This window comes from Stenotrophomonas sp. 10N36, from assembly GCF_056395005.1.
Window position 1 is genome coordinate 1 of sequence record NZ_JBFTIS010000025.1, and the last position, 22,333, is coordinate 22,333.

Here is a 22,333-nt window from a genome sequence, read left to right on the forward strand (position 1 = left end):
CTCGCGTAGCCGCATCCGCGATACCGACTTCGCCAAGGAAACCGCAGAGCTGACCCGCACCCAGATCCTGCAGCAGGCCGGTACGGCCATGCTGGCCCAGGCCAACCAGGTGCCGCAGAACGTGCTCAGCCTGCTGCGCTGATCCACGCGTCCACGCCGCCGGCAACCGCCGGCGGCGCGGGTAAACCCCGAAACATCCGTTCAAACGTCACGCAGGAACGGGCCATGGCCATGGGCCGGACTCTCTCTCCCGGCAGCCACATCCCCGTGGCCATGGCCCGCCCCTGCGGCAGAACCGTTATCAGCGCTGTTAGTTTGACTGAACATCCCGGGTGGCTTCGTCTCCCCCCGCTTTTTCAGTAGCCTGAGCCCTCCTCTACATTGGAGGAGGGTTTTTTACAGACCCCCGGCCGGACCGTACTGCGTCCCGCCCGGATACCCCTGCAAAGCGCGTGCCATTCTTCCGCGCCGAGCCAGTGGCACAACTCCTGCATCAACGTGGTTCTAAAGACCCGGCGGCTACGGCCGCTACATTCGTTGACAGCACGGCCACGCGGCACCCCCGCGGCGGCTCACAGACAGGAGAAACAACGTGGCTGACTTTGGTTATGGTGGCATCGGTTCCGGACTGGATATTTCCGGCATGGTGGCCAGCCTGGTCGCGGCCGACCGCAAGCCGGCGGACAACGCACTCAACCTGCAGCAGTCCAAGGCCAAGATGCAGCTGTCGGCGGTGGGCACGGTCAAGTCCGCGTTCGACCTGCTGACCACCTCGCTCAAGGCGCTCAAGGCCTCCACCGCGTTCGATGCCCGCCTGGTCAGTGCGACCAAGAGCGGCACCGACGACATCCTGACGGTCACCAGCACCAACGCCGCGGCGACCGGCAGCCACGAGATCGACGTCACCCAGCTGGCCACGGCCAACAAATGGATCGCCGACACGTCGGTGTCCAAGACCAAGACCTTCGGCGCCGGAACCCTGACGCTGGACGTCGGCGTGGGCGACAAGAAGAAGACGCTGGAAATCCAGGTCGAAGCCGATGACACCCTCTCTTCGATCCGCACCAAGATCGAAAAGGCCGGCCGCAGCCTGGGCGTGCAGTCCACCCTGATCGCCTCGGGCGACAACCAGTTCCTGTCGATTTCGCAGGAAAAGGCCGGCACCGCCAACGCCATCAAGCTCAGCGCGGGCGCCGGCAATGCCGATTTGACCGCCCTGGCAGCCAGCATGTCCGAGCGCACCCCGGCGGCCGATGCCAAGCTGACCATCGATGGCGTTGAAGTGGTGGCCAGCGAGAACACCGTCACCGACGTGGTCCCGGGCCTGACCTTGAACCTGAAGAAGACCGGCAAGAGTACGGTGACGGTCAGCACCGACGTGGCCGCCGCACGCAAGGTCATGCAGGACTTCGTGACCGCCTACAACGGCGCCATCAGCGCCATCAACACCGCCACCAAGTACGACATCGAGAACAAGGAGCCGTCGTCGCTGACCGGCGATGCGCAGATGCGCGGCGCGTCCAGCCAGCTGCGCGCGATGATGGGCGGCGTGCTCAAGGACCTGGCCGCAGCCGGCCTGGACCCCAAGACGCTGGGGCTGCAGACCCGCGCCTACCCCAATGCCGATGGCAGCCTGGTGCTGGATGCCACCAAGTTCGAAGCGGCCCTGGTCAACCAGGCCGGCGCGGTGCGCCAGGCCCTGACCGGCGATGACGGCGCGGCCGCCAAGCTGTTCAACATGGTGGATGGCTACACCAGCACCACCGTGGGCAAGGAAGGCGCGTTCGTTTCGCGCACCAAGAGCATCAATGCCACCCTCACCGACATCGACAAGCGCCGCAAGGCCCTGGACGTGCGCATGGCCGGTGTCGAAGAGCGCTACAAGAAGCAGTTCCTGGCCCTGGATACGTTGATGGGCAAGCTCAGCCAGACCACCTCCTCGCTGAGYGCGCAGCTCAGCCAGCTGGCCGGTTGATCCCTACGGCAGCGTGCTCAAGTTAATCGCGCACGCTGCCGATACAGGTACCGACGCAGTACCAACGCAGGCTCCACCCCCGGTGCCGCAGACCTCGCGAGGCACGCGGCCCCGCACGAAGGAGACATGATTGATGTACGGTTCGAACCGTCAATTCACCGAGCAGTACCGGCAGGTCGGCGTACAGAGCGCGATCACCGATGCCGATCCGCACAAGCTGGTTGCCCTGCTCCTGGCCGGCGCGCTGGAACGCGTACGACTGGCCCAGGCCTGCCTGGAAGGCGGCGACCAGGCCCGCAAGGGCAAGGCGATCGGCGAAGTCTGCGCGATCGTGGGCCACCTCAACGGCTCGCTCGACCACGAGGCCGGCGGCGAGATCGCCGGTAACCTGTCGGCGCTGTATGACTATGTGATGCAGCGGCTGACCGAAGCCAACCTGCACAACGACCCCGAAGCCCTGCGCGAATCGCTGGAGCTGCTGGGCGAAATCGACGCCGCCTGGAACGCGATTCCGCGCGACCAGCGCGTGCCTGCCCAGGCCGCGCTGTAATGGCCACCACCCTGCTCACCCTGGCCGACCTCAATACCGAGCTGGACACGCTGGAAACCGCGCTGTTGGCCGATGACCACGAGCGTGCCAGCGACTGCCTGGATACGCTGCACGTCAACCAGGCGCGGTTCCTGGCCCAGCCCGGCGCCCTCGACGATGTGCCCGGCCTGAGTGCCCTGGAAGGCCGCCAGCAGCGGATCATGGTGATGATGATGAGCCAGCGCGACGAAGCCGGCCGCCACCTGCGCCACGGCGCCAACGCCAACCGGGCGGCGCACGCCTACCTCACCGCGGAGTCGCTGGCATGAACGACGCGCGCCCCGCGGCCATCCATCATCCGGCCGAAAGCGAGCTGTTCGATGAAACGTTGAGCTGCGAGGTGGCGCTGCCGGCCGAGTTCCGCCTGGGCAGTGCGGTGATACGCCCCGGCACGGCCGAAACCCTGCTGCGCAGCGTGGCCCTGGTGGAAGATGCACGCAGCGACGACGGCCACGACGATCGCGGCGAATCCACGGCGCAGATGCAGCGGCTGGAGGCCAAGCTGGACCTGACCATGGTGCTGCTGGGCCGGCTGGTGCGGCAAAGCGCCCAGGACCTGGACCTGCGCCCGCTGCGCTGGTCGCGCCGGGGCATCCGCCTGGAACAGGGTGCGCGCAGCGGCGCGGCCGCCGGCAGCCTGGGCGTGATCCGGCTGCAGCCCTGCGACTGGCTGCCCGACCATATCGACCTGCCGGTCGCCGTGCTGGCCGAAGCGGCCACCGGCGCCGGCGCGCACTTCCTCTGGCTGCGCTTCGAGCCGATGAGCGATGCGCTGGAAATGGCGCTGGAACGCCACCTGTTCCGCCTGCACCGGCGCCAGATCGCCCAGGCGCGTCTGGCCGATCGCCGCCCGTAACCGGGGCTCAAGGGTGCCGGCCGGCGGCCGGCACGGCACACCGTGACGCGTTCGGCTTGGCGGTAGGCCGCCACTCCGTTAAGGTGGCCGTCTTCTTCACATCCCCCCAAGCCTGCCTGTGCGCGTTCTCATCGTCGACGATCACACCCTGGTCCGCGCCGGCCTCAGCCGCCTGCTCCAGGGCTTTGCCAATGTCGAGGTGGTCGCCGATGCCAGCAATGCCGAACAGGCGCTGCAGATGGCCATCCAGCACAGCCCCGATGTCATCCTGATGGACCTGTCGCTGCCGGGCCGTACCGGCCTGGAAGCCCTGAGCGACATCCTGCTGCGCGCCCCCGGCACACGGGTGGTGATGATGACCATGCACGACGACGCGGTGCACGTGCGCGACGCGCTCGACCGCGGCGCGGTCGGCTTCGTGGTCAAGGACGCGGCCCCGCAGGAGCTGGAACTGGCGCTGCTGGCCGCCCATGCCGGCCAGGTGTTCCTGAGCCCGCAGATCTCGGCCAAGATGCTGGCGCCCATGCTGGGCAAGGAAAAGCCGGTGGGCGTGGCCGCGTTGTCGCCCCGCCAGCGCGAGATCCTGCGCCAGATCGGCCGCGGCGAAAGCAACAAGGAAATCGCCGCCGACCTCGGCATCAGCGTCAAGACGGTGGAAACCCACCGCGCGCGCATGATGGAGTCGCTGGGCTGCCGCCGCGCCAATGATCTGCTGCTGCTCGCCGCGCGCCACCAGCACGAACTGGAATGAACCGCGTCGGTTCTCCGGCAGCCTGAAGCCTTCAGGCGGGGCGGCGACGGAATTTTGAACGGCGCCGGGTCATCCGGGCGACCAGATACAGGGGTTCCAGCCGCAGGCGGCGTCAATTTCCCGCGTCGGTGTAGGGGATTTCCTGACTCACTGTCAGGAATCTGACGACAGCACTAGGGAACCCCCTGATTACGGTGTCGGGATAACACAAGCAAGATGTGTTCCATAACGCGCCGGGGAGTCGGTGCGATGGGGAATACACATGAAGCCGACGATGTCGACCCAGCTGGGTCAGCAGCTCCACCTCACGCCGCAGCTGCTGCAGTCGATCCGTCTGCTGCAGCTGGATGGCATGCAGCTGGAGCTGGAAATCCGCCGCGCCCTGGAGACCAACCCGCTGCTGGAGATCGAAGAGGCGCCCGAAGCGCCCGCCGCCGACACCAGCGACACCACCACCGTGCAGGAAGTGGCCGCGTTCGACGAGCTGCCCGAAAGCGCGATGTGGGACGTGCCTGGTGCCAGCTGGCAGGACGGCGACGATGACCGCATGCAGCGGATTGCCGCCGACGAATCCAGCGACCCGCACCTGCGCGCCCTGCAGCGCCTGACCCTGGAATTGGACGCACGTGAACTGGCCGTCGCCGGTTTCTGGCTGGAGCACTGCGACGACGCCGGTTACCTGGACGCGCCGCTGGCCCAGCTGCAGCTGCTGGCCAGCGCCCATCACGACGTGGACGCCGCCGGCGTGGAAGCGGTCCGCCAGCAGATCCTGCACGGCGACCCGGCCGGCCTGGCCGCCTGCGACCTGCATGAATGCCTGAGCGTGCAGCTGCGCGCCCTGCCCGGCCGCGTCCCGGCCCGCCACCTGGCCCAGCGCGTGCTCGACGAGGGGTTGGAAAGCCTGGCCGCGCACGACTACATCGCCCTGGCCCGCCAGCTCGATGCCGAAGTGGCCGACATCCATGAAGCCGTCCGGCTGATCCTGTCGCTGCAGCCGCGCCCGGGCGACAGCCTGCGCCCGGACGACAACGGCGTGGTCATCCCCGACGTCATCGCCTGGCACGCCGACAACCAGTGGCGCGTGGCGCTGAACCCGGCCACCAGCCGTCGCCTGAGCATCAACCCCAGCTACGAGCATGCGCTGGCCGATGCCGGCGAGGCGGCCCAGCCGCTGCGCGACATGCTGCAGGAAGCGCGCTGGCTCACCCGCGGCCTGTCGATGCGCTACGACACCCTGCTGCGCACCACCCGGGTGATCATCGAGCGCCAGGCCGGCTTCCTTACCCGCGGTGAAGAGGCCATGGCGCCGCTGACCCTGAAGGAAGTGGCCGATGCGATCGGCATGCACGAATCGACCGTGTCGCGCATCACCACCGGCAAGTACCTGCAGACGCCGCGCGGCACCCTGGAACTGAAGCACTTCTTCGCCGTGCGGCTGGAAGGCGCCAGCGTCTCCGGCCAGGCCGTCAAGGCCATGGTGCGCCGCCTGATCGACGCCGAACCGGCCGGACGCCCGCTCGCCGACGAAGCCATCGCCGGCCTGCTGTCGCGCCAGGGGGTGAACATCGCCCGCCGTACCGTTGCAAAATACCGCGAACAACTGGACATCGCCCCGGCGCGTGAACGCCGCCGGATCAATGCCAGGACCCCGCAACTGGCCCGGGTGGGCTGAAGGAAATGGAAGACATGAACAAGCTCACCGTCCTGCTGGTCGACGACCACGAGGGCTTCATCAACGCCGCCATGCGCCACTTCCGCAAGGTCGACTGGCTGGACGTGATCGGCAGCGCCGCCAACGGCCTGGAGGCCATCGAACGCTCGGAAACGCTGCGCCCGCAAGTGGTGCTGATGGACCTGGCGATGCCCGAAATGGGCGGCCTGCAGGCCACCCGCCTGATCAAGTCGCAGGACGATGCCCCGTACATCGTCATCGCCAGCCACTTCGACGACGTCGAGCACCGCGAGCACGCCCTGCGTGCCGGCGCGGACAACTTCGTCAGCAAGCTGTCCTACATCCAGGAGGTCATGCCGATCCTGGAAGGTCTGAAGGGGAATGGATCATGAGTGAGTCGCGCATCCTGGTACTGGACAGCGACGCGGTGCGTGCCGAGCGCACTGTCGCCCTGCTCGAATTCATGGACTTCAACCCGCGCTGGGTGGCCGACGCGGCCGATTTCGACATCACCCGCCAGCGCTCCACCGACTGGATGGCCGTGATCATCGGCGGCCTGGAAGCCGGCGCGCGCAGCGATGCGCTGTTTGCCTGGGCCGGCCAGGGCGCCCTGCCGCCGCCGGTGATGCTGATCGACGGCGACGCCCCGCGCTTCGCCCAGCAGCATGGCCTGCATGAAGCCAACGTGTGGCCGCTGGAAGCGCCGCTGCGCCACGCGCAGATGGAAGCGCTGCTGCGCCGCGCCAGCCTGAAGCGGCTGGACGCCGAGCACCAGGCCGGTGCCGTGCAGGAACAGGGGCCCACCGGCGAAGGGGCGGCGGTAAGCGCCCTGCGCCAGATGATCGAACAGGTGGCCGCGTTCGACACCACCGTACTGGTGCTGGGCGAATCGGGCACCGGCAAGGAAGTGGTGTCGCGCTCGATCCACCAGCGCTCGCCGCGCCGTGATGGCCCGTTCGTGGCGATCAACTGCGGGGCGATCCCGGCCGAGCTGCTGGAGAGCGAGCTGTTTGGTCACGAAAAGGGCGCCTTCACCGGTGCGCTGAGCGCCCGCAAGGGCCGCTTCGAAATGGCCGAGGGCGGCACCCTGCTGCTGGATGAAATCGGCGACATGAGCCTGCCGATGCAGGTCAAGCTGCTGCGCGTGCTGCAGGAGCGCAGCTTCGAGCGCGTGGGCGGCAACCAGACCATCCGCTGCAACGTGCGCGTGATTGCCGCTACCCACCGCGACCTGGAATCGCGCATTGCCGACGGCAAGTTCCGCGAAGATCTGTTCTACCGGCTCAACGTGTTCCCGATCGACGTGCCGGCGCTGCGCGAGCGCAGCGAAGACCTGCCGGCGCTGGTGACCACCATTGCCGCGCAGCTGGCGCGCACTGGCCGCGGCGAAGTGCGCTTCAGCGCCGAAGCCCTGCAGGCGCTGGCCAGCTACGAGTGGCCCGGCAACGTGCGCGAACTGACCAACCTGGTCGAGCGCCTGGCCGTACTGCACCCCGGCGGCACCGTGCGCGTGCAGGACCTGCCGGCGCGCTATCGCGGCGATTTCAGCGTCAGCGTACCGGCGCCCGTGGTGGCCCCGGCGCCGGTGGCCGACGAGCGCCTGGACCTGCGCAGCTTTTCCTTCCACGTGCCGACGCCGGGCAATGGTGCCGCCGCGGACGCCGGCCCGGCCGCCCGCGCCCCCGCCCTGCCCGACGCCGGCCTGGACCTGCGCAACCACATGGCCAACATCGAGTTGAACCTGATCAACGAAGCACTGGAACGCACCCAGGGCGTGGTCGCCCACGCCGCCCAGCTGCTTGGCCTGCGCCGCACCACGCTGGTGGAAAAGCTGCGCAAGTACGGGATCGAGCGCGACCAGGCCGAACTGGCCGGTTGAGCCCACCGCACGCTGGAATGACACAAAGCCCGGGCCTGTCCCGGGCTTTGTCGTTGTGGCGTTCGCGGCAACGGCCGGCAGCCAGATTGCAACGTTTCCTACAGACACGCGCCATGCACTGACTAGCATCAAAGCACATCCCCGTGGAGGTCATCCGATGCGCCTGTTCCCCGTGTTGCTCTTCCTGGCCGTGCTGCCCACCCCCTCCCTGGCAACCCCGGCCTGCACCCTGCCGACCACGCTCGACGCGCGCCAGTTCATCAATATGAGCGATCCGCTCTATCGCCCCGACAACCCCAACGCCGGGCGGATGGTGCAGGTGAATTTCGCGGCCGACCAGTACGTGCTGGAGATTCTGGGCACCCCGATCCGCGTGCAGGGCACCTACCGCTACCAGCGCCACGTCCCGCACCTCGGTGAAATCCAGATGCGCGAAGCCTTCCCTGGCGGAACCGCCGCCTACACCCTGCTGCTCACCTGCCTGACCGACAGCGAGGGCATGTTCGTCTTCACCCAGCACGCCGGTCCCATCGCCCCGGCCCGCCGCCAGAACAGCGGCCGCTGGACGCTGACGCCCTAGAAGAGCAGCCACACAAGAGCAGCCACCCATGGGGTGGCTCTACCCCGATACCGTCCCATGGGTGGCCGCACAGCCGGCACACCGCCCGGTAGAACCATGCCATGGGTGGCTGCACCACACCCCGCCGGTTTTCCGACGCCGGCGCCCCGACACGCGCGCCGCGTCAACGCGCCGCAGCAACATTCCGTCGCGCAACGCGACCGGCCGCCCCACCCGCCCTCGCCGCGTGAACGCGCAAGCCCTTGTGCCACCAACAAAACTGAACCGGTAAACGGTTTCGGCACGCCACTTGCAACGTATTCACCCGAAACCCCATCCCAGCTTCGGAACGTTCCAGATGTCGCACTCCGTCACCTCCGTCCTTTCCCAGATCCGCTCCTTCCAGACCCAGATGGGGCAGTCCGCCGTCAGCCCGCTGACGGAGACGCCGAAGAGCAACGCCATCCAGGGCCTGGTGTCCCCCCAGGAAGTGCAGGGCCCGAGCTTCACCGAAACCCTGCGCGGCGCCATTGCCGGCGTCAACGAAGCCCAGCAGAAGTCCGGCGCCTTGGCCAAGGCCTTCGAACTGGGTGAACCCGGTGCCGACCTTGCCAAGGTGATGGTCGCCTCGCAGCAGTCCCAGATCGCCTTCCGCGCCACCGTGGAAGTCCGTAACCGTCTCGTCCAGGCTTACCAGGACGTGATGAACATGCCGCTGTAAGGATAGAAACGCATGGCCCTGTCGCTCTCCAAAGAATCGCTGAACACCGAAAAGGCTGGGCAGTGGTTCGACCGGCTGCAAAGCCTGCAGATCACCCGTCGGCTCGGACTGATGGCGATGATCGCCGTGGCCGTGGCGGCAGGTCTGTTCGTGTTCTTCTGGTCGCAGAAGCCGGGCATGGTGCCGCTGTATACCGGCCTGGACCAGAAGGCCACCGCCGAAGCCACCGACCTGCTGCGCACCGCGCAGATTCCGTTCGAGCTGGACCCGGCCACCGGTGGCATCACCGTGCCGGAAAAGAACCTGCACGACGCCCGCCTGAAGCTGGCCGGCTCGGGCCTGACCGACAGCGGCCGGCTCGGCTTCGAGCTGATGGAGCGTGATCCGGGCTTCGGCGTCAGCCAGTTCATGGAAAACGCCCGCTACCAGCATTCGCTGGAAACCGAACTGTCGCGCACCATCAACACGCTGCGCCCGGTGCGCGATTCGCGCGTGCACCTGGCCATTCCCAAGCCCAGCGCCTTCACCCGCCAGCGCGACGTGGCCAGTGCCTCGGTGGTGCTGGAACTGCGCGGCGGCCAGCAGCTGGAACGCGGCCAGATCGATGCCATCGTGCACATGGTGGCCGCCAGCATTCCCGACCTGGCCCCCGAGCGCGTGACCGTGGTCGACCAGAGCGGGCGCATGCTCAGCGTGTCCGATCCCAACAGCGATGCGGCGATGAATGCCGCGCAGTTTGAACAGGTGCGCCGCCAGGAAACCTCGTTCAACCAGCGCATCCGCGAACTGCTCGAACCGATGACCGGCCCGGGCCGGGTCAATCCGGAAACCAGCGTGGACATGGACTTCTCGGTCATCGAGGAGGCCCGTGAGCTCTACAACGGCGAGCCGCAGAAACTGCGCAGCGAGCAGATGAGCGAGAACAGCAGCAACGTGCCCGGCCCGCAGGGCGTGCCCGGTGCGGCCAGCAACACCCCGCCCGGCCCGGCCGCCGCGCCGGCCACCGCCGCCGCCCCGACCGAAACCTCGAAGAACGCCACCCGCAACTACGAGCTGGACCGCACCCTGCAGCACACCCGCCAGCCGGCGGGCCGCATCAAGCGCGTGTCGGTGGCGGTGCTGGTGGACAACGTGCCGCGTGCCGGCGCCAACGGCAAGACCACCGAGCAGGCACTGTCGGCGGCCGAACTGACCCGCGTCGAAGCCCTGGTCAAGCAGGCGGTCGGCTTCGATGCCGAACGTGGCGACACCGTGTCGGTGATGAATGCCCCGTTCGTGCGTGAAGTCACCCCGGTCGAAGGGCCCAAGTGGTGGGAGCTGCCGCAGGTGCAGGACGCACTGCGTCTGCTGCTCGGCGCGATCGTGGTGCTGGCCCTGGTGTTCGGTGTGCTGCGCCCGGCGCTGCGCTCGATCACCGGCCAGACCAAGAAAGACAGCGATGAGGCACTGGAACCGCACAGTGCCGATGTACAGCTGGTCGACGATGGCGAAGGCCTGCCCGCGCTGGGCAGCGAACGCCTGAACGCGGCCGGACATGAAACCCTGGCACTGCCGGTGGACTCCTACGAGGAACGACTGCGCATGGCGCGTGAAGCTGTAAAGACCGATTCCAAGCGCGTGGCCCAGGTGGTCAAGGGCTGGGTGGCCAATGACTGACGCCACCACTGCGCCGCTGAGCGGCGTACAACGCGCCGCCGTGCTGCTGCTGTCGCTGGGTGAACTGGACGCGGCCGAAGTGCTGCGCCACATGGAGCCCAAGGAGGTGCAGAAGATCGGCATCGCCATGGCCACCATGACCGACATCACCCGTGCCCAGGTGGAAGGGGTGATGGACCAGTTCAGTTCCGAACTGGGCTCCAAGACCTCGCTGGGCGTGGGCTCGGACGACTACATCCGCAACATGCTGGTGCAGGCGCTGGGCAGCGAGAAGGCCGGCAACCTGATCGACCGCATCCTGCTCGGCCGCAACACCACCGGCCTGGACGCGCTGAAGTGGATGGACCCGCGTGCGGTGGCCGACCTGGTCCGCAACGAGCACCCGCAGATCATCGCCATCGTGATGGCCCACCTGGAAACCGACCAGGCCGCCGACGCGCTCAAGCTGCTGCCCGAACGCACCCGGGTGGACGTGCTGCTGCGCATCGCCACCCTGGACGGCATTCCGCCGAACGCGCTGAACGAGCTCAACGAAATCATGGAGCGCCAGTTCGCCGGCAACCAGAACCTGAAGTCGTCCAACATCGGCGGCGTGCAGTGCGCGGCCAACATCCTGAACTTCATGGACAGCGGCCAGGACCAGGCGATCCTGGGCGAGATCGCCCGCATCGACGCCCCGCTCAGCGGGCGCATCCAGGACCTGATGTTCGTGTTCGACGATCTGGTGGACCTGGACGACCGCGAACTGCAGCTGGTGCTGCGCGAAGTCAGCGGCGAGCGACTGGGCCTGGCCCTGCGCGGCGCGGACATCAAGGTGCGCGACAAGATCACCCGCAACATGTCCCAGCGCGCCGCCGAAATCCTGCTCGAAGACATGGAGGCACGCGGTCCGGTGCGCCTGTCCGACGTGGAAGTGGCGCAGCGCGAGATCCTGGCCATCGTCAAGCGCATGGCCGATGAAGGCACCGTCACCATTGGCGGCAACGCGGAGGCGATGCTGTGAACAACGCCGTGCGCTGGCTTGCCCCGGACCTGCTGGCGGTGCCCGAACCGGCACCGGTGGAGGAGAGTTTCGAACTCACCGAACCGGATCCGGAGCACGAACCGGAACCGCTGCTGCAGCTGCCCACGCTGGAGGAAATCCAGCAGATCCAGGACGCCGCCGAAAAAGACGGCTTCGACCGCGGCCATGCCGACGGCCAGGCCCAGGGCCAGGCCGAGGTGCGCCGTCTGGTCGCGCAGATCGAAGGCATCCTCGACAACTTCAGCCGTCCGCTGGTGCGTCTGGAGAATGAAGTGGTGGCCGCGCTGGGCGAGCTGGCCGTCCGTATCGCCGGCACCCTGGTCGGCCGTGCCTACCAGGCCGACCCGGCACTGCTCGCGCAGCTGGTGGGCGAGGCCGTCGACGCGGTCGGCGGCGCCAACCGCGAGGTTGAAGTGCGCCTGCACCCTGACGACATCGCCGCACTCACCCCGCTGCTGCAGCTGTCGCCCACCCAGCGCCTCACCCCCGACGTCAGCCTGAGCCGCGGCGACCTGCGCGTGCACGCCGAAGCGGTGCGCATCGACGGCACCCTGGAAGCCCGCCTGCGTGGCGCGCTGGATGCGGTGCTGCGCAAATCCGGAGCCAGTGCATGAACACCGAACCCCTGCCCGTCCCGGCCGCCGAGTGGGCGCCCGCGCGCAACCTGCGCCTGGCCGCGCGCCTGGACAGCATCCAGCCCGACGGCAACCACGGCCGCGGCCTGATCCGCGAAGGCGTGCTGCGCCGCGCGGTCGGGCTGACGCTGGAAGCGGTTGGCTGCGAATCGCCGATGGGCGCCAGCTGCAAGGTGGAAGTGGCCGACGGCGGCTGGGTGGATGCCGAAGTGGTCGGCTTTGCCGGCGAGCGCACCTACCTGATGCCCAGCGCCGAACTGCATGGCCTGCTGCCCAACGCGCGGGTGGTGCCGGTCCTGGGCCGCGGCGGCGTGGAAGTGGGCGAAGGCCTGCTCGGCCGGGTCATCGACAGCGATGGCGTGCCGCTGGACGGCAAGGGTCCGATCCGCGCCGAAGGCACCGTGAGCATGGCTGGGGTGTCGATCAACCCGCTTGCCCGCGAGCCGATCACCCAGCCGCTGGACGTGGGCGTGCGCGCGATCAACGCGCTGCTGCCGATCGGCCGCGGCCAGCGTGTCGGCCTGTTCGCCGGCTCGGGCGTGGGTAAATCCACCCTGCTCGGCATGATGACCCGCTACACCGCCGCCGACGTGATCGTGGTGGGCCTGATCGGTGAACGTGGCCGCGAAGTGCGCGATTTCGTTGAAAGCACCCTCGGCGAAGAAGGCCTGCGCCGCGCCGTGGTGGTGGCCAGCCCGGCCGACCGCCCGCCGCTGGCCCGCCTGCACGGCGCCTACCGCGCCACCGCCATTGCCGAGTGGTTCCGCGACCAGGGCCTGAACGTGCTGCTGCTGATGGACTCGCTGACCCGCTTCGCGCAGGCCCAGCGTGAGATCGGCCTGTCGGTGGGCGAGCCGCCCACCACCCGCGGCTACCCGCCGTCGGTGTTTGCCAAGCTGCCGGCCCTGGTGGAACGCGCCGGCAACGGCGCCAAGGGTCGGGGGTCGATCACCGCCTTCTACACCGTGCTGACAGAAGGCGACGATCCGCAGGATCCGATCGCCGACGCCGCCCGCGCCATTCTCGACGGCCATATCCTGCTGTCGCGCCGGGTGGCCGACAGCGGCCTGTACCCGGCCATCGACGTCGAATCGTCGGTCAGCCGCGTGGTCACCGAAATTGCCGACGAACCGTGGCGCCTGCGCATCCGCAAGCTCAAGCGTCTGGTCTCGGCGTACTCGTCCAACCGCGATCTGATCGCGATCGGCGCCTACCAGCGCGGTAACGATCCCGCCACCGACGAAGCGCTGGAGCGCTGGTCGGACATCGCCGAATTCCTCGGCCAGGACGTCGGCAAGGCCGCCGACCTGCCGCACAGCCAGGCCGCACTCAAGCGCCTGGTGGAACCTGAGAGCTAAGCCATGATCCAGTCCAAGCGTTTCGATCCCCTGCTCAAGCGGGCCCAGGACCACGAAGACGAGGTCGCCCGTGACCTGGCCGACCGCCAGCGCACGCTCGACACCCACCTGTCGCGCCTGGATGAGCTGCGCCGTTACGCCGACGAGTACGCCAACGCGCAGATGGCGGCCACCAGCCCGGCCCAACTGCTCAACCGGCGCGCGTTCCTGGACCGCCTGGACAGTGCGGTGGCGCAGCAGCGGCAGACCGTGGACCACAACCGGGAAAAGGTCGAGGCCGAACGCGCCCGCTTGATCCTGGCCAGCCGCGACAAGGCGGTGCTGGAACAGCTGGCCGCCAGCTACCGCGCACAGGAGAAGGTGGTCACCGACCGTCGCGACCAGCGCGAGATGGACGACCTCGGCGCGCGCCGCAGCCGCCAGGCGCAGCGCGAAGACACCGACACCGGAGGCACGCCGTGATGCCCCCCGCACTCCAGGGCACCGCGTCCACGGGCGCTGCCAAGGCCACCGGTACCTCCCCGCGCAGCGACGCGCAGGCCGGCGATACCCGCCGGGACTTTGACGCCCTGCTCAACGGCGACGCCGCCAGCACCGCCAAGGCGCCCACGCGCCCCGCCGGCAAGGCCGGCAACGCGGGCACTGCCGACGGGTCAGCCAAATCCGGCACCGAACCGAACACCCCCGCCACTGCCGATGCGCCCAAGCGCCCGGGCAGCGACGCTGCCACCGAAGCGACGGCCGACCCAGCCACCACCGAAGGCACCGCCGCCGCCAAGCCGGCGGCCCAGGACAGTGCAGACGACACCGAGCCCGCGCCGTGGCCACCGCTCGGCCTGGCCGGGCTGGCCCTGGCCGGCACCCCGCCGCAGCTGCCGCCCGCGCTGCAACCGGCCACCGCTGCGGCGACCGATGCCGACCCGCTGCTGGCCACTGCCGCCCCGCTGCCCACCCCGGCGCTGCCGTTGGCGGCCGCTGCGGCGGGGGCCGCTACCGCCAGCGAACCGGCCGCCGCGTTGGTGCTGCCCGCCGATGCCACGGTGGCCGACGACCCGGCGCTGCTCAAGGCCGTGACCGACGCGCTGGCCGGCGCCGACAATGGTGATGCCCCGGGCACCCCGCTGCTGCACGCGCTGCACGCCGCGGCCGAGCTGAAGACCAGTGCCGTCACGGCGGCATTCACCGGCAGCCCGACCGCCACCCCGGACGTGGGCGCCGATGACTTCGGCGATGCCATGAGCGCCCGCATCGGCTGGTTGGCCGACCAGAAGATCGGCCATGCGGTGATCCGGGTAACCCCGCATGACCTGGGCCAGATCGAAGTGCGCCTGCAGATTGACGGCGACAAGGTGCACGCCAGCTTCAGCAGCGCCCACGCCGAGGTCCGCCACGCGCTGGAAACCAGCCTGCCCCGTCTACGCGAGATGCTCGGTGAGCAGGGCTTCCAGCTCGGCAACGCCGATGTGGGCCAGCAGCACACCGCGCAGGGCGGCCAGGACGGCAACGGGCAGGCCGGCGCGACCGGCGGCGACGGCGAACCGACGCTGGCCGATATCACCGTCTCGCCCGCGCAGTTGATGCGCCAGCGTGGGTTGGTTGACGCGTACGCGTAGGCGCATGCGCGCTTACGCTCCCACGCATTGCTGCGCAACGCGTGGGCCCCGTCTTACCGTCCTTCCATACCCCCGCCGCTTCGCGGCCGCCCCCAGACTCAGGGGGCTTTCCTCCTCGTCAAGCACCGCATGCACCCGGTAGTGCCGGCCGCTGGCCGGCTCCTCAGGAAATCACGGATATACGTGGAGCCGACCAACGGTCGGCTCTACCGGGGCATCACGGGTGTGCGCGGCGCCGACCAACGGTCGGCTCTACCGGGGGATCACGGGTGTGCGTGGCGCCGGCCAGCGGCCGGCACTACCGTCACCGCGGGCGGCCGCGCCGCCCCCGCCAGAAACCCGACGCTGGCCTGCCCCGGCATTCAGGCACGGCCTTTGCATGTAGCCAGGAAGCAATCCAATGGAGCTTCCCCTCGTGGCCGCAGCCGCCGACAAAACCAAGAAATCCGCCGACAAGGACAAGGCCGCCAAGCCGCGTAGTCCGTTGTTGATCACCGCCCTGGTGGCCGTGCTCGCCGCCGGCGCCGCCGGTGGCGGTGCGTGGTACTTCGCCTCGTCCCAGTCGCACGACCCCAAGGCCGCCAAGACGGCTGCCAGCAAGGCCATGCCCGCACCGGCGCAGTACTTCGGGCTGGAGCCGCCGTTCGTGGTCAACCTCAACAGCAGCTTCGACGGCCCGCGCTACCTGCAGGTGGAAGTCCAGCTGATGACCCGCGACCCGGCCGCGCTGGAGGCGATCAAGCTGCACGCCCCGGCCATCCGCGCCAAGTTGCTGATGCTGTTCTCGCAGGTCGAGCCGACCCAGATCGCCGATCGCGCCGGCAAGGAACGCCTGCAGGCCGACTCGCTGGCCGAAGTGCAGAAGCTGCTCAAGGCCGAAACCGGCTCCAAGGGCGCCGACGAACTGCTGTTCACCAGCTTCGTCACCCAGTAAGGGCACACCATGAATGACCTGCTTTCCCAGGACGAGATCGATGCGCTGTTGCACGGCGTGGATTCGGGTGCGGTCGAAACCGACGTGGACGCGGCAACGCCCGGCGAAGCCCGCAGCTACGACTTTGCCAGCCAGGACCGCATCATCCGTGGGCGCATGCCGACCCTGGAGATGGTCAACGAACGCTTCGCGCGCCTGTGGCGGATCGGCCTGTTCAACCTGATCCGTCGCTCGGCCGAGCTGTCGGTGCGCGGCATCGAGCTGATCAAGTTCAACGACTACATGCACTCGCTGTACGTGCCCACCAACCTCAACCTGATCCGCTTCAAGCCGCTGCGCGGCACCGGGCTGATCGTGTTCGAGCCGACGCTGGTGTTCGCGATCGTCGACAACTTCTTCGGCGGTGACGGGCGCTACCCCACCCGCATCGAGGGCCGCGAGTTCACCGCCACCGAAATGCGCGTGATCCACCTGCTGCTCAAGCAGACCTTCGCCGACCTGCAGGAAGCGTGGGCCCCGGTGATGGACGTGGAGCTGGAGTACATCAACTCCGAGATCAACCCGCACTTCGCCAACATCGTGACCCCGCGCGAGTACGTGGTGGTCTGCCGCCTGCACGTCGAACTCGATGGCGGTGGCGGTGACATCCACGTCACCCTGCCCTACTCGATGCTCGAACCGATCCGCGAACTGCTCGATGCCGGCATCCAGAGCGACCGCAACGACCGCGATGCCAGCTGGGGCGTGATGCTGCGCGAACAGCTCAACATCGCCGAAGTCACCCTGTCCAGCGTGCTGGCCAGCAAGCGCATGACGCTGCGCGAACTGACCGGGCTGAAGGTCGGCGACATCCTGCCGATCGACCTGCAACCGCAGGTGCCGGTGTGCGTGGAGAACATTCCGGTGTTCACCGGCGAGTTCGGCGTCGCCAATGGCAGCAACGCAGTGAAGATCATCGCCACCCATCCCCCGGGCACCCGCCCACGCGTTCCCGTTATCCAGGAAGACCCGCAATGAACGATATCGAAACCAACGAACCGGCACCGGCACAGTTCACCACGCTGCAGTCCGATGACAGCCTGGGGCCCGAACTGAACCTGGATGTCATCCTCGACGTGCCGGTGACGCTGTCGCTGGAAGTGGGCCGCGCGCGCCTGCCGATCCGCAACCTGCTGCAGCTCAACCAGGGCTCGGTGGTGGAACTGGAACGCGGCGCCGGCGAATCGCTGGACGTGTTCGTCAACGGCACCCTGATCGCCCATGGCGAAGTGGTGGTCATCAACGATCGTTTCGGCGTGCGCCTGACCGACGTGGTCAGCCCCAGCGAACGGATCCGGAGACTGCGTTGATCGCATCGCTGCTCATCGCCGCCGGCACCCCGGCGGCCAAGGTCGGCCAGCACGCGGCCGCCGCACCGAGCATGTTCGGTGCGGTGCTGGCGCTGCTGGCGGTGCTGGCGCTGATCATCGGCCTGGGCTGGCTGCTCAAGCGCATGCCCGGCAGCGGCTTCCGCCCGGCCGAAGGCATGCGCGTGGTGGCCAGCCTCAACGTGGGCGCCAAGGAGCGCGTGGTGGTGGTGGAGGTCAACGGTGAGCAACTGCTGCTGGGCGTCACCGCCGGCGGCATCAACACCCTGCACCACCTGCCCGAACCGCTGCCGACGCCGGCCCCGGCGCGCCTGCCGGACCTGAAGAACCTCCCGACTCTCAAGAACCTCCCGAATTTCGCCCAGCTGCTGCAACAGCGGCTGCGCAAGGAACCCTGATCATGCGTGGCCCGAACGCCTCCTGGACCCGTTACCTGCCGTTGCTGCTGCTCCTGCTGTTGTGTGCGCTGCCGGCGCTGGCGATGGCCGCCCCCGGCCTGCCGGGCACCCCGGCGCTGCCGGACGTGAATGTCGGCAAGATCGGCGGCCAACCGGTCAGCCTGCCGCTGCAGACCCTGCTGCTGATGACCGCAATCACCCTGATCCCGTCGATGCTGCTGGTGCTGACCGCCTTCACCCGCATCATCATCGTGCTGGGCCTGCTGCGCCAGGCGCTGGGCACCGGCCAGACCCCGTCCAACCAGGTGCTGCTGGGCCTGGCACTGTTCCTCACCGCGATGGTGATGCTGCCGGTGTGGCAGAAGGCCTGGGGCAGCGGCATGGCCCCCTACCTCAACGGCGAGATCGACTTCCAGACCGCCTGGACGCTCACCACCCAGCCGCTGCGCGCCTTCATGCTGGCGCAGATCCGCGAAACCGACCTGATGACCTTCGCCGGCATGGCCGGGCACGGCACCTATTCCGGTCCGGATGCGATTCCGTTCCCGGTGCTGGTGGCCTCGTTCGTCACCAGCGAGCTGAAGACCGCCTTCGAAATCGGCTTCCTGATCTTCATCCCGTTCGTGATCATCGACCTGGTCGTGGCCAGCGTGCTGATGTCGATGGGCATGATGATGCTGTCGCCGATGCTGGTGTCGGCGCCGTTCAAGATCCTGCTGTTCGTGCTGGTCGACGGCTGGGTCCTGGTGGTCGGCACCCTGGCCGCCAGCTTCAACGCGGTGCAGTGACATGACGCCCGAACTTGCGTTGACCGAACTGCGTGGCGGCCTGATCGTGGTGCTGTGGGTCGCCGGACCGCTGCTGCTCACCGTGCTGATCGTTGGCGTGGTGGTGGGCGTGGTGCAGGCCGCCACCCAGCTCAATGAGCCCACCATCGCCTTCGTGGCCAAGGCCGCGGCGCTCACCGCGGTGCTGTTCGCGCTGGGCAGCCTGCTGATCGGCCAGCTGGTGGAGTACACCACGCTGCTGTTCCAGCGCATCCCGCACCTGATCGGGTAGCAGGCCATGGATTCCGCCACCCAGATGGCTGCCGACGGCCTGCAGGCCTTCGGCATGATCGGCACCATCCTGTGGACCATGCTGCGCATCGGCGCCATGCTGATGGCGATGCCGTTGATCGGCACCCGCGCGGTGCCGTCGCGGGTGCGCGTGGTGCTGGCCGGTGCACTGGCCGTGGCGCTGTCGCCGCTGCTGCCGCCGGTACCGCAGTGGACCGGGTTCGACGCCGCCACCGTGTTGAGCATCGCCCGCGAACTGGCCATCGGCGTCTCGATCGGCTTCCTGCTGCGGCTGGTGTTCGAAGCCGGCGCCATGGCCGGCGAGCTGGTCGCCCAGGGAACGGGCCTGGCCTTCGCACAGATGAGCGACCCGCTGCGCGGCGGCAGTTCCGGGGTGATCGGGCAGTGGTTCTACCTGCTGTTCGGCCTGCTGTTCTTCAGCACCAACGGCCACCTGGCCCTGATTTCGCTGCTGATGGACAGCTACAAGGCGGTCCCGATCGGCGCCGCGCTGCCCAACATCGACACCTTCCTCAGCGCCGCACCGACCTTTGCCCTGCAGGTGTTCCGCGGTGCGCTCGGCCTGGCGTTGCCCCTCACCGTGGCGATGCTGGCGATCAACCTGGCCTTCGGCGTGCTGGCCCGCGCTGCGCCCGCGTTGAATCCGATCCAGCTGGGCCTGCCGGTGGCGCTGCTGCTGGGCCTGTTCCTGCTGACCGTCCTGGCCGGCGAAATGGGTCCGCCCGTGCAACGTTTGTTCGATGCCGCCTTCCAGGCCGCCGACGGCGTGACCCGCTGATTCACTCCGCCCTCACGAAAAAGTGTGCGCGGACACTTGCTCTCCCCCCCATCGTTGGCGGTAGGCTGTAGTCACCGCCCGCAGTCCGGGGCCGGGAGCCGCACACGCCGGGGAAAGGCACGTGCGGCCTGCATGCCCAACGCCATTGCAGATGTGCGGACCAAGGAGAGTCATCGATGCTCGACGGCAGCTACACACCGTGGTTGGTCGTGGTTTCGCTGCTGGTCGCCATGCTCGCGTCGTTCACCGCGCTGGACATGGCCAATCGGATCACCACCGCGCCCAGCGCGCGGTTGAGCACCTTGTGGCTGTTCGGCGGTGGCTGCGCAATGGGGCTGGGCATCTGGTCGATGCACTTCATCGGCATGCTCGCCTTCCGCTTGCCCATCCCACTGGGCTACGACCTGGGCTGGACCGCGGTCTCGCTGCTGGCCGCGATGGCCTCCTCGATCTTCGCGCTGTGGCTGGTGTCACGCCCCACCCTGCCGCACTCGCGGCTGGCGCTGGGCGCCCTGCTGATGGGCAGCGGCATCGCCTCGATGCACTACCTGGGCATGGCGGCGATGCGCATGCAGCCCGGCATCGATTACCACCCCGGCTGGGTCACCGCGTCGCTGCTGATCGCACTGGCGGCCTCGTGGACCGCGCTGTTCGTTGCCTTCCGGCTGCGCCACAGCCAGCGCCGCATGCGCCACCGGCTGATGCCGGCCGTGCTGCTGGGCAGCGCCATTGTCGGCATGCACTACACCGGCATGGCCGCCGCCCGCTTCCCGGCCGACAGCATCTGCGGCGCCGCCGCCGGCGATGGCCTGCAGGCGCAGTGGCTGGCCGCGCTGGTGCTGGTGCTCACCACGGCGATCCTGGCCGTGGTGCTGATCGTGTCCTGGCTGGACCAGCGCATGCAGGCGCAGCTGCTGCGGCTGCGCAACGACACGCTGCGCAGTTCGCTGGACGTCGCCCAGGCCGAACTCACCCAGGCCGCCCTGCATGATCCCCTGACCCGCCTGCCGAACCGGCTGCTGCTGCAGCAGCGCATCGAGCAGGCCCTGGCCGAGGCCGAGCAGCGCGGCAGCCGCTTCGCGGTGATGTTCATGGACCTGGACGGGTTCAAGCAGGTCAACGACGCCTACGGCCACCAGACCGGCGACGCGCTGCTGGTGGCCGTGGCCGAGCGCACCCGCCAGCTGCTGCGCCCTTCGGACGTGCTGGCACGGCTGGGCGGCGACGAATTCGTGCTGGTGGTGCGGATCGACAACGACGAAGACATCGCCACGCTGGCCAGCCGCATCCTGCAGGCGGTCGGCGGCGGCCCGCTGCTGCCCGACCACGAGCTGCAGGTCACCGCCAGCATCGGCATCGCGATCTGCCCGGACCACGCCGCCAGCGAGCGCCAGTTGATGGGCTTTGCCGACGCGGCGATGTACCAGGCCAAGGAAGCCGGCCGCAACGCCTACGCGGTGTTCTCCGACTGGATGAACGACAGCGCCGAGCAGCAGTTCCAGCTGCTGGCCGACCTGCGCCGGGCGATCGGCACCGACCAGCTGTTCCTGCACTATCAGCCCAAGATCCGGGTGGCCGGCCAGGGGGTCAGTGGTGCCGAGGCCTTGATCCGCTGGCGCCACCCGCAGCAGGGCCTGATTCCGCCGGACCGGTTCATCCGGCTGGCCGAGCGCAGCGGCGTCATCAACGAGATCGGGCGCTGGGCGCTGGGCGAGGCCTGCCGCCAGCTGCGCCAGTGGCAGGACGCCGGTCACGAAAGCTGGACGGTGTCGGTGAACCTGTCGCCGATCCAGTTCAGCTCGCCGCACCTGCTGCAGGAGGTGCGCGACGCGCTCCGGACCCATCGACTGGAGCCGCGGCGGCTGGTGCTGGAGATCACCGAAAGCACCGTCATGCGCGACACCGAGGCCAGCCTCACCCTGTTGCAGGGCATGGCCAGCCTGGGCGTGGGCATTTCCATCGACGACTTCGGCACCGGCTATTCGAGCCTGCTGTACCTCAAGCGCCTGCCCGCCACCGAGATCAAGATCGACCACGCCTTCGTGCGCGACCTGGAGACCAGCTCGGAAGACGTGGTGATCGTCTCGGCGATCGTCGCGCTGGGCCACGCGCTGGACATGGACATCGTGGCCGAAGGCGTCGAAACCACCGGCCAGCGCGCGTACCTGGAGCGGCTGGGCTGCGACTACCTGCAGGGCTACCTGCTGGGGCGCCCGGTGGACCCGGAACGCTTCATGCAGCTGCACGACCACCCGCGCCCGAGGGTGGAGATGGCCGCCGGCTACACCGCAAACGCCGCAGGCGCCAGCAACCGGTAGGGTCGCGCCCCAGCCGACTGCCGATCCTTGGCCAGCGTTCGGTAGCGGCGTGAACATCGAACGCAGCGGGCTGCCCGCGAAGAACCCGCGTCGGCCGGCATTGGGCCCTTGCAGGCGGTAACCAGCGCTACCGGCAGTCGGCCGGGGCGCGACCCTACCTCGGCCCCTGCG

The 22,333-nt window shown here is 68.6% G+C and carries 25 protein-coding genes; all 25 read left to right on the forward strand.

What is annotated here, in order from left to right:
- A partial coding sequence (locus AC1DCJ_RS18485; RefSeq protein WP_478071636.1) for a flagellin occupies positions 1-142 on the forward strand: 142 nt, incomplete at its 5' end.
- 450 nt (positions 143-592) lie between these two features.
- Entirely contained in the window at positions 593-1,975 is a 1,383-nt protein-coding gene (gene fliD / locus AC1DCJ_RS18490) for a flagellar filament capping protein FliD (RefSeq protein ID WP_478071631.1), read from the forward strand.
- Positions 1,976-2,108: 133 nt separating this feature from the next.
- Complete coding sequence (fliS, locus tag AC1DCJ_RS18495; RefSeq protein WP_038688455.1) at positions 2,109-2,525, forward strand: flagellar export chaperone FliS; 417 nt, start codon at positions 2,109-2,111, stop codon at positions 2,523-2,525.
- Complete coding sequence (locus AC1DCJ_RS18500) at positions 2,525-2,833, forward strand: hypothetical protein (protein ID WP_313244153.1); 309 nt, start codon at positions 2,525-2,527, stop codon at positions 2,831-2,833. The genes fliS and AC1DCJ_RS18500 overlap by 1 nt, the downstream gene beginning before the upstream one ends.
- Complete coding sequence (locus tag AC1DCJ_RS18505) at positions 2,830-3,420, forward strand: PilZ domain-containing protein (RefSeq protein ID WP_448135787.1); 591 nt, start codon at positions 2,830-2,832, stop codon at positions 3,418-3,420. Before AC1DCJ_RS18500 ends, AC1DCJ_RS18505 begins: the two co-directional genes overlap by 4 nt.
- 118 nt (positions 3,421-3,538) lie before the next feature.
- Positions 3,539-4,171, forward strand: coding sequence for a response regulator (locus AC1DCJ_RS18510; protein WP_038688461.1), 633 nt, complete (start codon positions 3,539-3,541; stop codon positions 4,169-4,171).
- A gap of 262 nt (positions 4,172-4,433) precedes the next feature.
- Positions 4,434-5,843 carry an RNA polymerase factor sigma-54 gene (gene rpoN, locus AC1DCJ_RS18515; protein ID WP_320487813.1) on the forward strand — a complete coding sequence of 470 codons (1,410 nt, stop codon included), beginning with the start codon at positions 4,434-4,436 and terminating at the stop codon, positions 5,841-5,843.
- 14 nt (positions 5,844-5,857) lie between these two features.
- Positions 5,858-6,235 carry a response regulator gene (locus tag AC1DCJ_RS18520; protein WP_038692225.1) on the forward strand — a complete coding sequence of 126 codons (378 nt, stop codon included), beginning with the start codon at positions 5,858-5,860 and terminating at the stop codon, positions 6,233-6,235.
- Positions 6,232-7,722, forward strand: coding sequence for a sigma-54 dependent transcriptional regulator (locus AC1DCJ_RS18525; RefSeq protein ID WP_137189421.1), 1,491 nt, complete (start codon positions 6,232-6,234; stop codon positions 7,720-7,722). The genes AC1DCJ_RS18520 and AC1DCJ_RS18525 overlap by 4 nt, the downstream gene beginning before the upstream one ends.
- Positions 7,723-7,879: 157 nt before the next feature.
- On the forward strand, positions 7,880-8,302 hold the full coding sequence (locus AC1DCJ_RS18530) for a hypothetical protein (RefSeq protein WP_478071632.1): 423 nt from the start codon (positions 7,880-7,882) through the stop codon (positions 8,300-8,302).
- 337 nt (positions 8,303-8,639) lie between these two features.
- Positions 8,640-9,002 (forward strand): flagellar hook-basal body complex protein FliE, encoded by a 363-nt coding sequence (gene fliE, locus AC1DCJ_RS18535; RefSeq protein ID WP_137189419.1) that lies wholly within the window; start codon positions 8,640-8,642, stop codon positions 9,000-9,002.
- A 12-nt stretch (positions 9,003-9,014) separates the two neighbouring features.
- Positions 9,015-10,658, forward strand: coding sequence for a flagellar basal-body MS-ring/collar protein FliF (gene fliF / locus AC1DCJ_RS18540; RefSeq protein WP_137189418.1), 1,644 nt, complete (start codon positions 9,015-9,017; stop codon positions 10,656-10,658).
- 16 nt (positions 10,659-10,674) lie between these two features.
- Positions 10,675-11,661: a flagellar motor switch protein FliG gene (gene fliG / locus AC1DCJ_RS18545; protein ID WP_038692227.1), complete on the forward strand. Its 987-nt coding sequence runs from the start codon at positions 10,675-10,677 to the stop codon at positions 11,659-11,661.
- Entirely contained in the window at positions 11,658-12,296 is a 639-nt protein-coding gene (locus AC1DCJ_RS18550) for a FliH/SctL family protein (protein ID WP_038688472.1), read from the forward strand. The genes fliG and AC1DCJ_RS18550 overlap by 4 nt, the downstream gene beginning before the upstream one ends.
- Positions 12,293-13,675, forward strand: a complete 1,383-nt coding sequence (locus AC1DCJ_RS18555; RefSeq protein WP_038688474.1) for a FliI/YscN family ATPase — start codon at positions 12,293-12,295, stop codon at positions 13,673-13,675. Before AC1DCJ_RS18550 ends, AC1DCJ_RS18555 begins: the two co-directional genes overlap by 4 nt.
- A gap of 3 nt (positions 13,676-13,678) precedes the next feature.
- Entirely contained in the window at positions 13,679-14,137 is a 459-nt protein-coding gene (fliJ, locus tag AC1DCJ_RS18560) for a flagellar export protein FliJ (RefSeq protein WP_141058097.1), read from the forward strand.
- Positions 14,137-15,288 carry a flagellar hook-length control protein FliK gene (locus tag AC1DCJ_RS18565; protein ID WP_478071633.1) on the forward strand — a complete coding sequence of 384 codons (1,152 nt, stop codon included), beginning with the start codon at positions 14,137-14,139 and terminating at the stop codon, positions 15,286-15,288. The genes fliJ and AC1DCJ_RS18565 overlap by 1 nt, the downstream gene beginning before the upstream one ends.
- Before the next feature lie 400 nt (positions 15,289-15,688).
- Positions 15,689-16,222, forward strand: coding sequence for a flagellar basal body-associated FliL family protein (locus AC1DCJ_RS18570; RefSeq protein ID WP_478071634.1), 534 nt, complete (start codon positions 15,689-15,691; stop codon positions 16,220-16,222).
- A 9-nt stretch (positions 16,223-16,231) separates the two neighbouring features.
- A complete protein-coding gene (fliM, locus tag AC1DCJ_RS18575) occupies positions 16,232-17,239 on the forward strand; it encodes a flagellar motor switch protein FliM (protein ID WP_038688480.1) in 1,008 nt (335 codons plus the stop codon).
- Positions 17,236-17,571, forward strand: coding sequence for a flagellar motor switch protein FliN (gene fliN / locus AC1DCJ_RS18580; protein WP_038688482.1), 336 nt, complete (start codon positions 17,236-17,238; stop codon positions 17,569-17,571). The genes fliM and fliN overlap by 4 nt, the downstream gene beginning before the upstream one ends.
- Positions 17,571-17,987 (forward strand): flagellar biosynthetic protein FliO, encoded by a 417-nt coding sequence (gene fliO / locus AC1DCJ_RS18585; RefSeq protein ID WP_038692232.1) that lies wholly within the window; start codon positions 17,571-17,573, stop codon positions 17,985-17,987. The genes fliN and fliO overlap by 1 nt, the downstream gene beginning before the upstream one ends.
- A gap of 2 nt (positions 17,988-17,989) precedes the next feature.
- Entirely contained in the window at positions 17,990-18,775 is a 786-nt protein-coding gene (gene fliP, locus AC1DCJ_RS18590) for a flagellar type III secretion system pore protein FliP (RefSeq protein WP_038688484.1), read from the forward strand.
- A 1-nt stretch (position 18,776) separates the two neighbouring features.
- On the forward strand, positions 18,777-19,046 hold the full coding sequence (locus AC1DCJ_RS18595; RefSeq protein ID WP_038688486.1) for a flagellar biosynthetic protein FliQ: 270 nt from the start codon (positions 18,777-18,779) through the stop codon (positions 19,044-19,046).
- Between the two features lie 6 nt (positions 19,047-19,052).
- On the forward strand, positions 19,053-19,844 hold the full coding sequence (fliR, locus tag AC1DCJ_RS18600; protein ID WP_038688488.1) for a flagellar biosynthetic protein FliR: 792 nt from the start codon (positions 19,053-19,055) through the stop codon (positions 19,842-19,844).
- Positions 19,845-20,020: 176 nt separating this feature from the next.
- Positions 20,021-22,162 (forward strand): putative bifunctional diguanylate cyclase/phosphodiesterase, encoded by a 2,142-nt coding sequence (locus tag AC1DCJ_RS18605; protein WP_320487817.1) that lies wholly within the window; start codon positions 20,021-20,023, stop codon positions 22,160-22,162.
- Positions 22,163-22,333 lie beyond the last annotated feature (171 nt).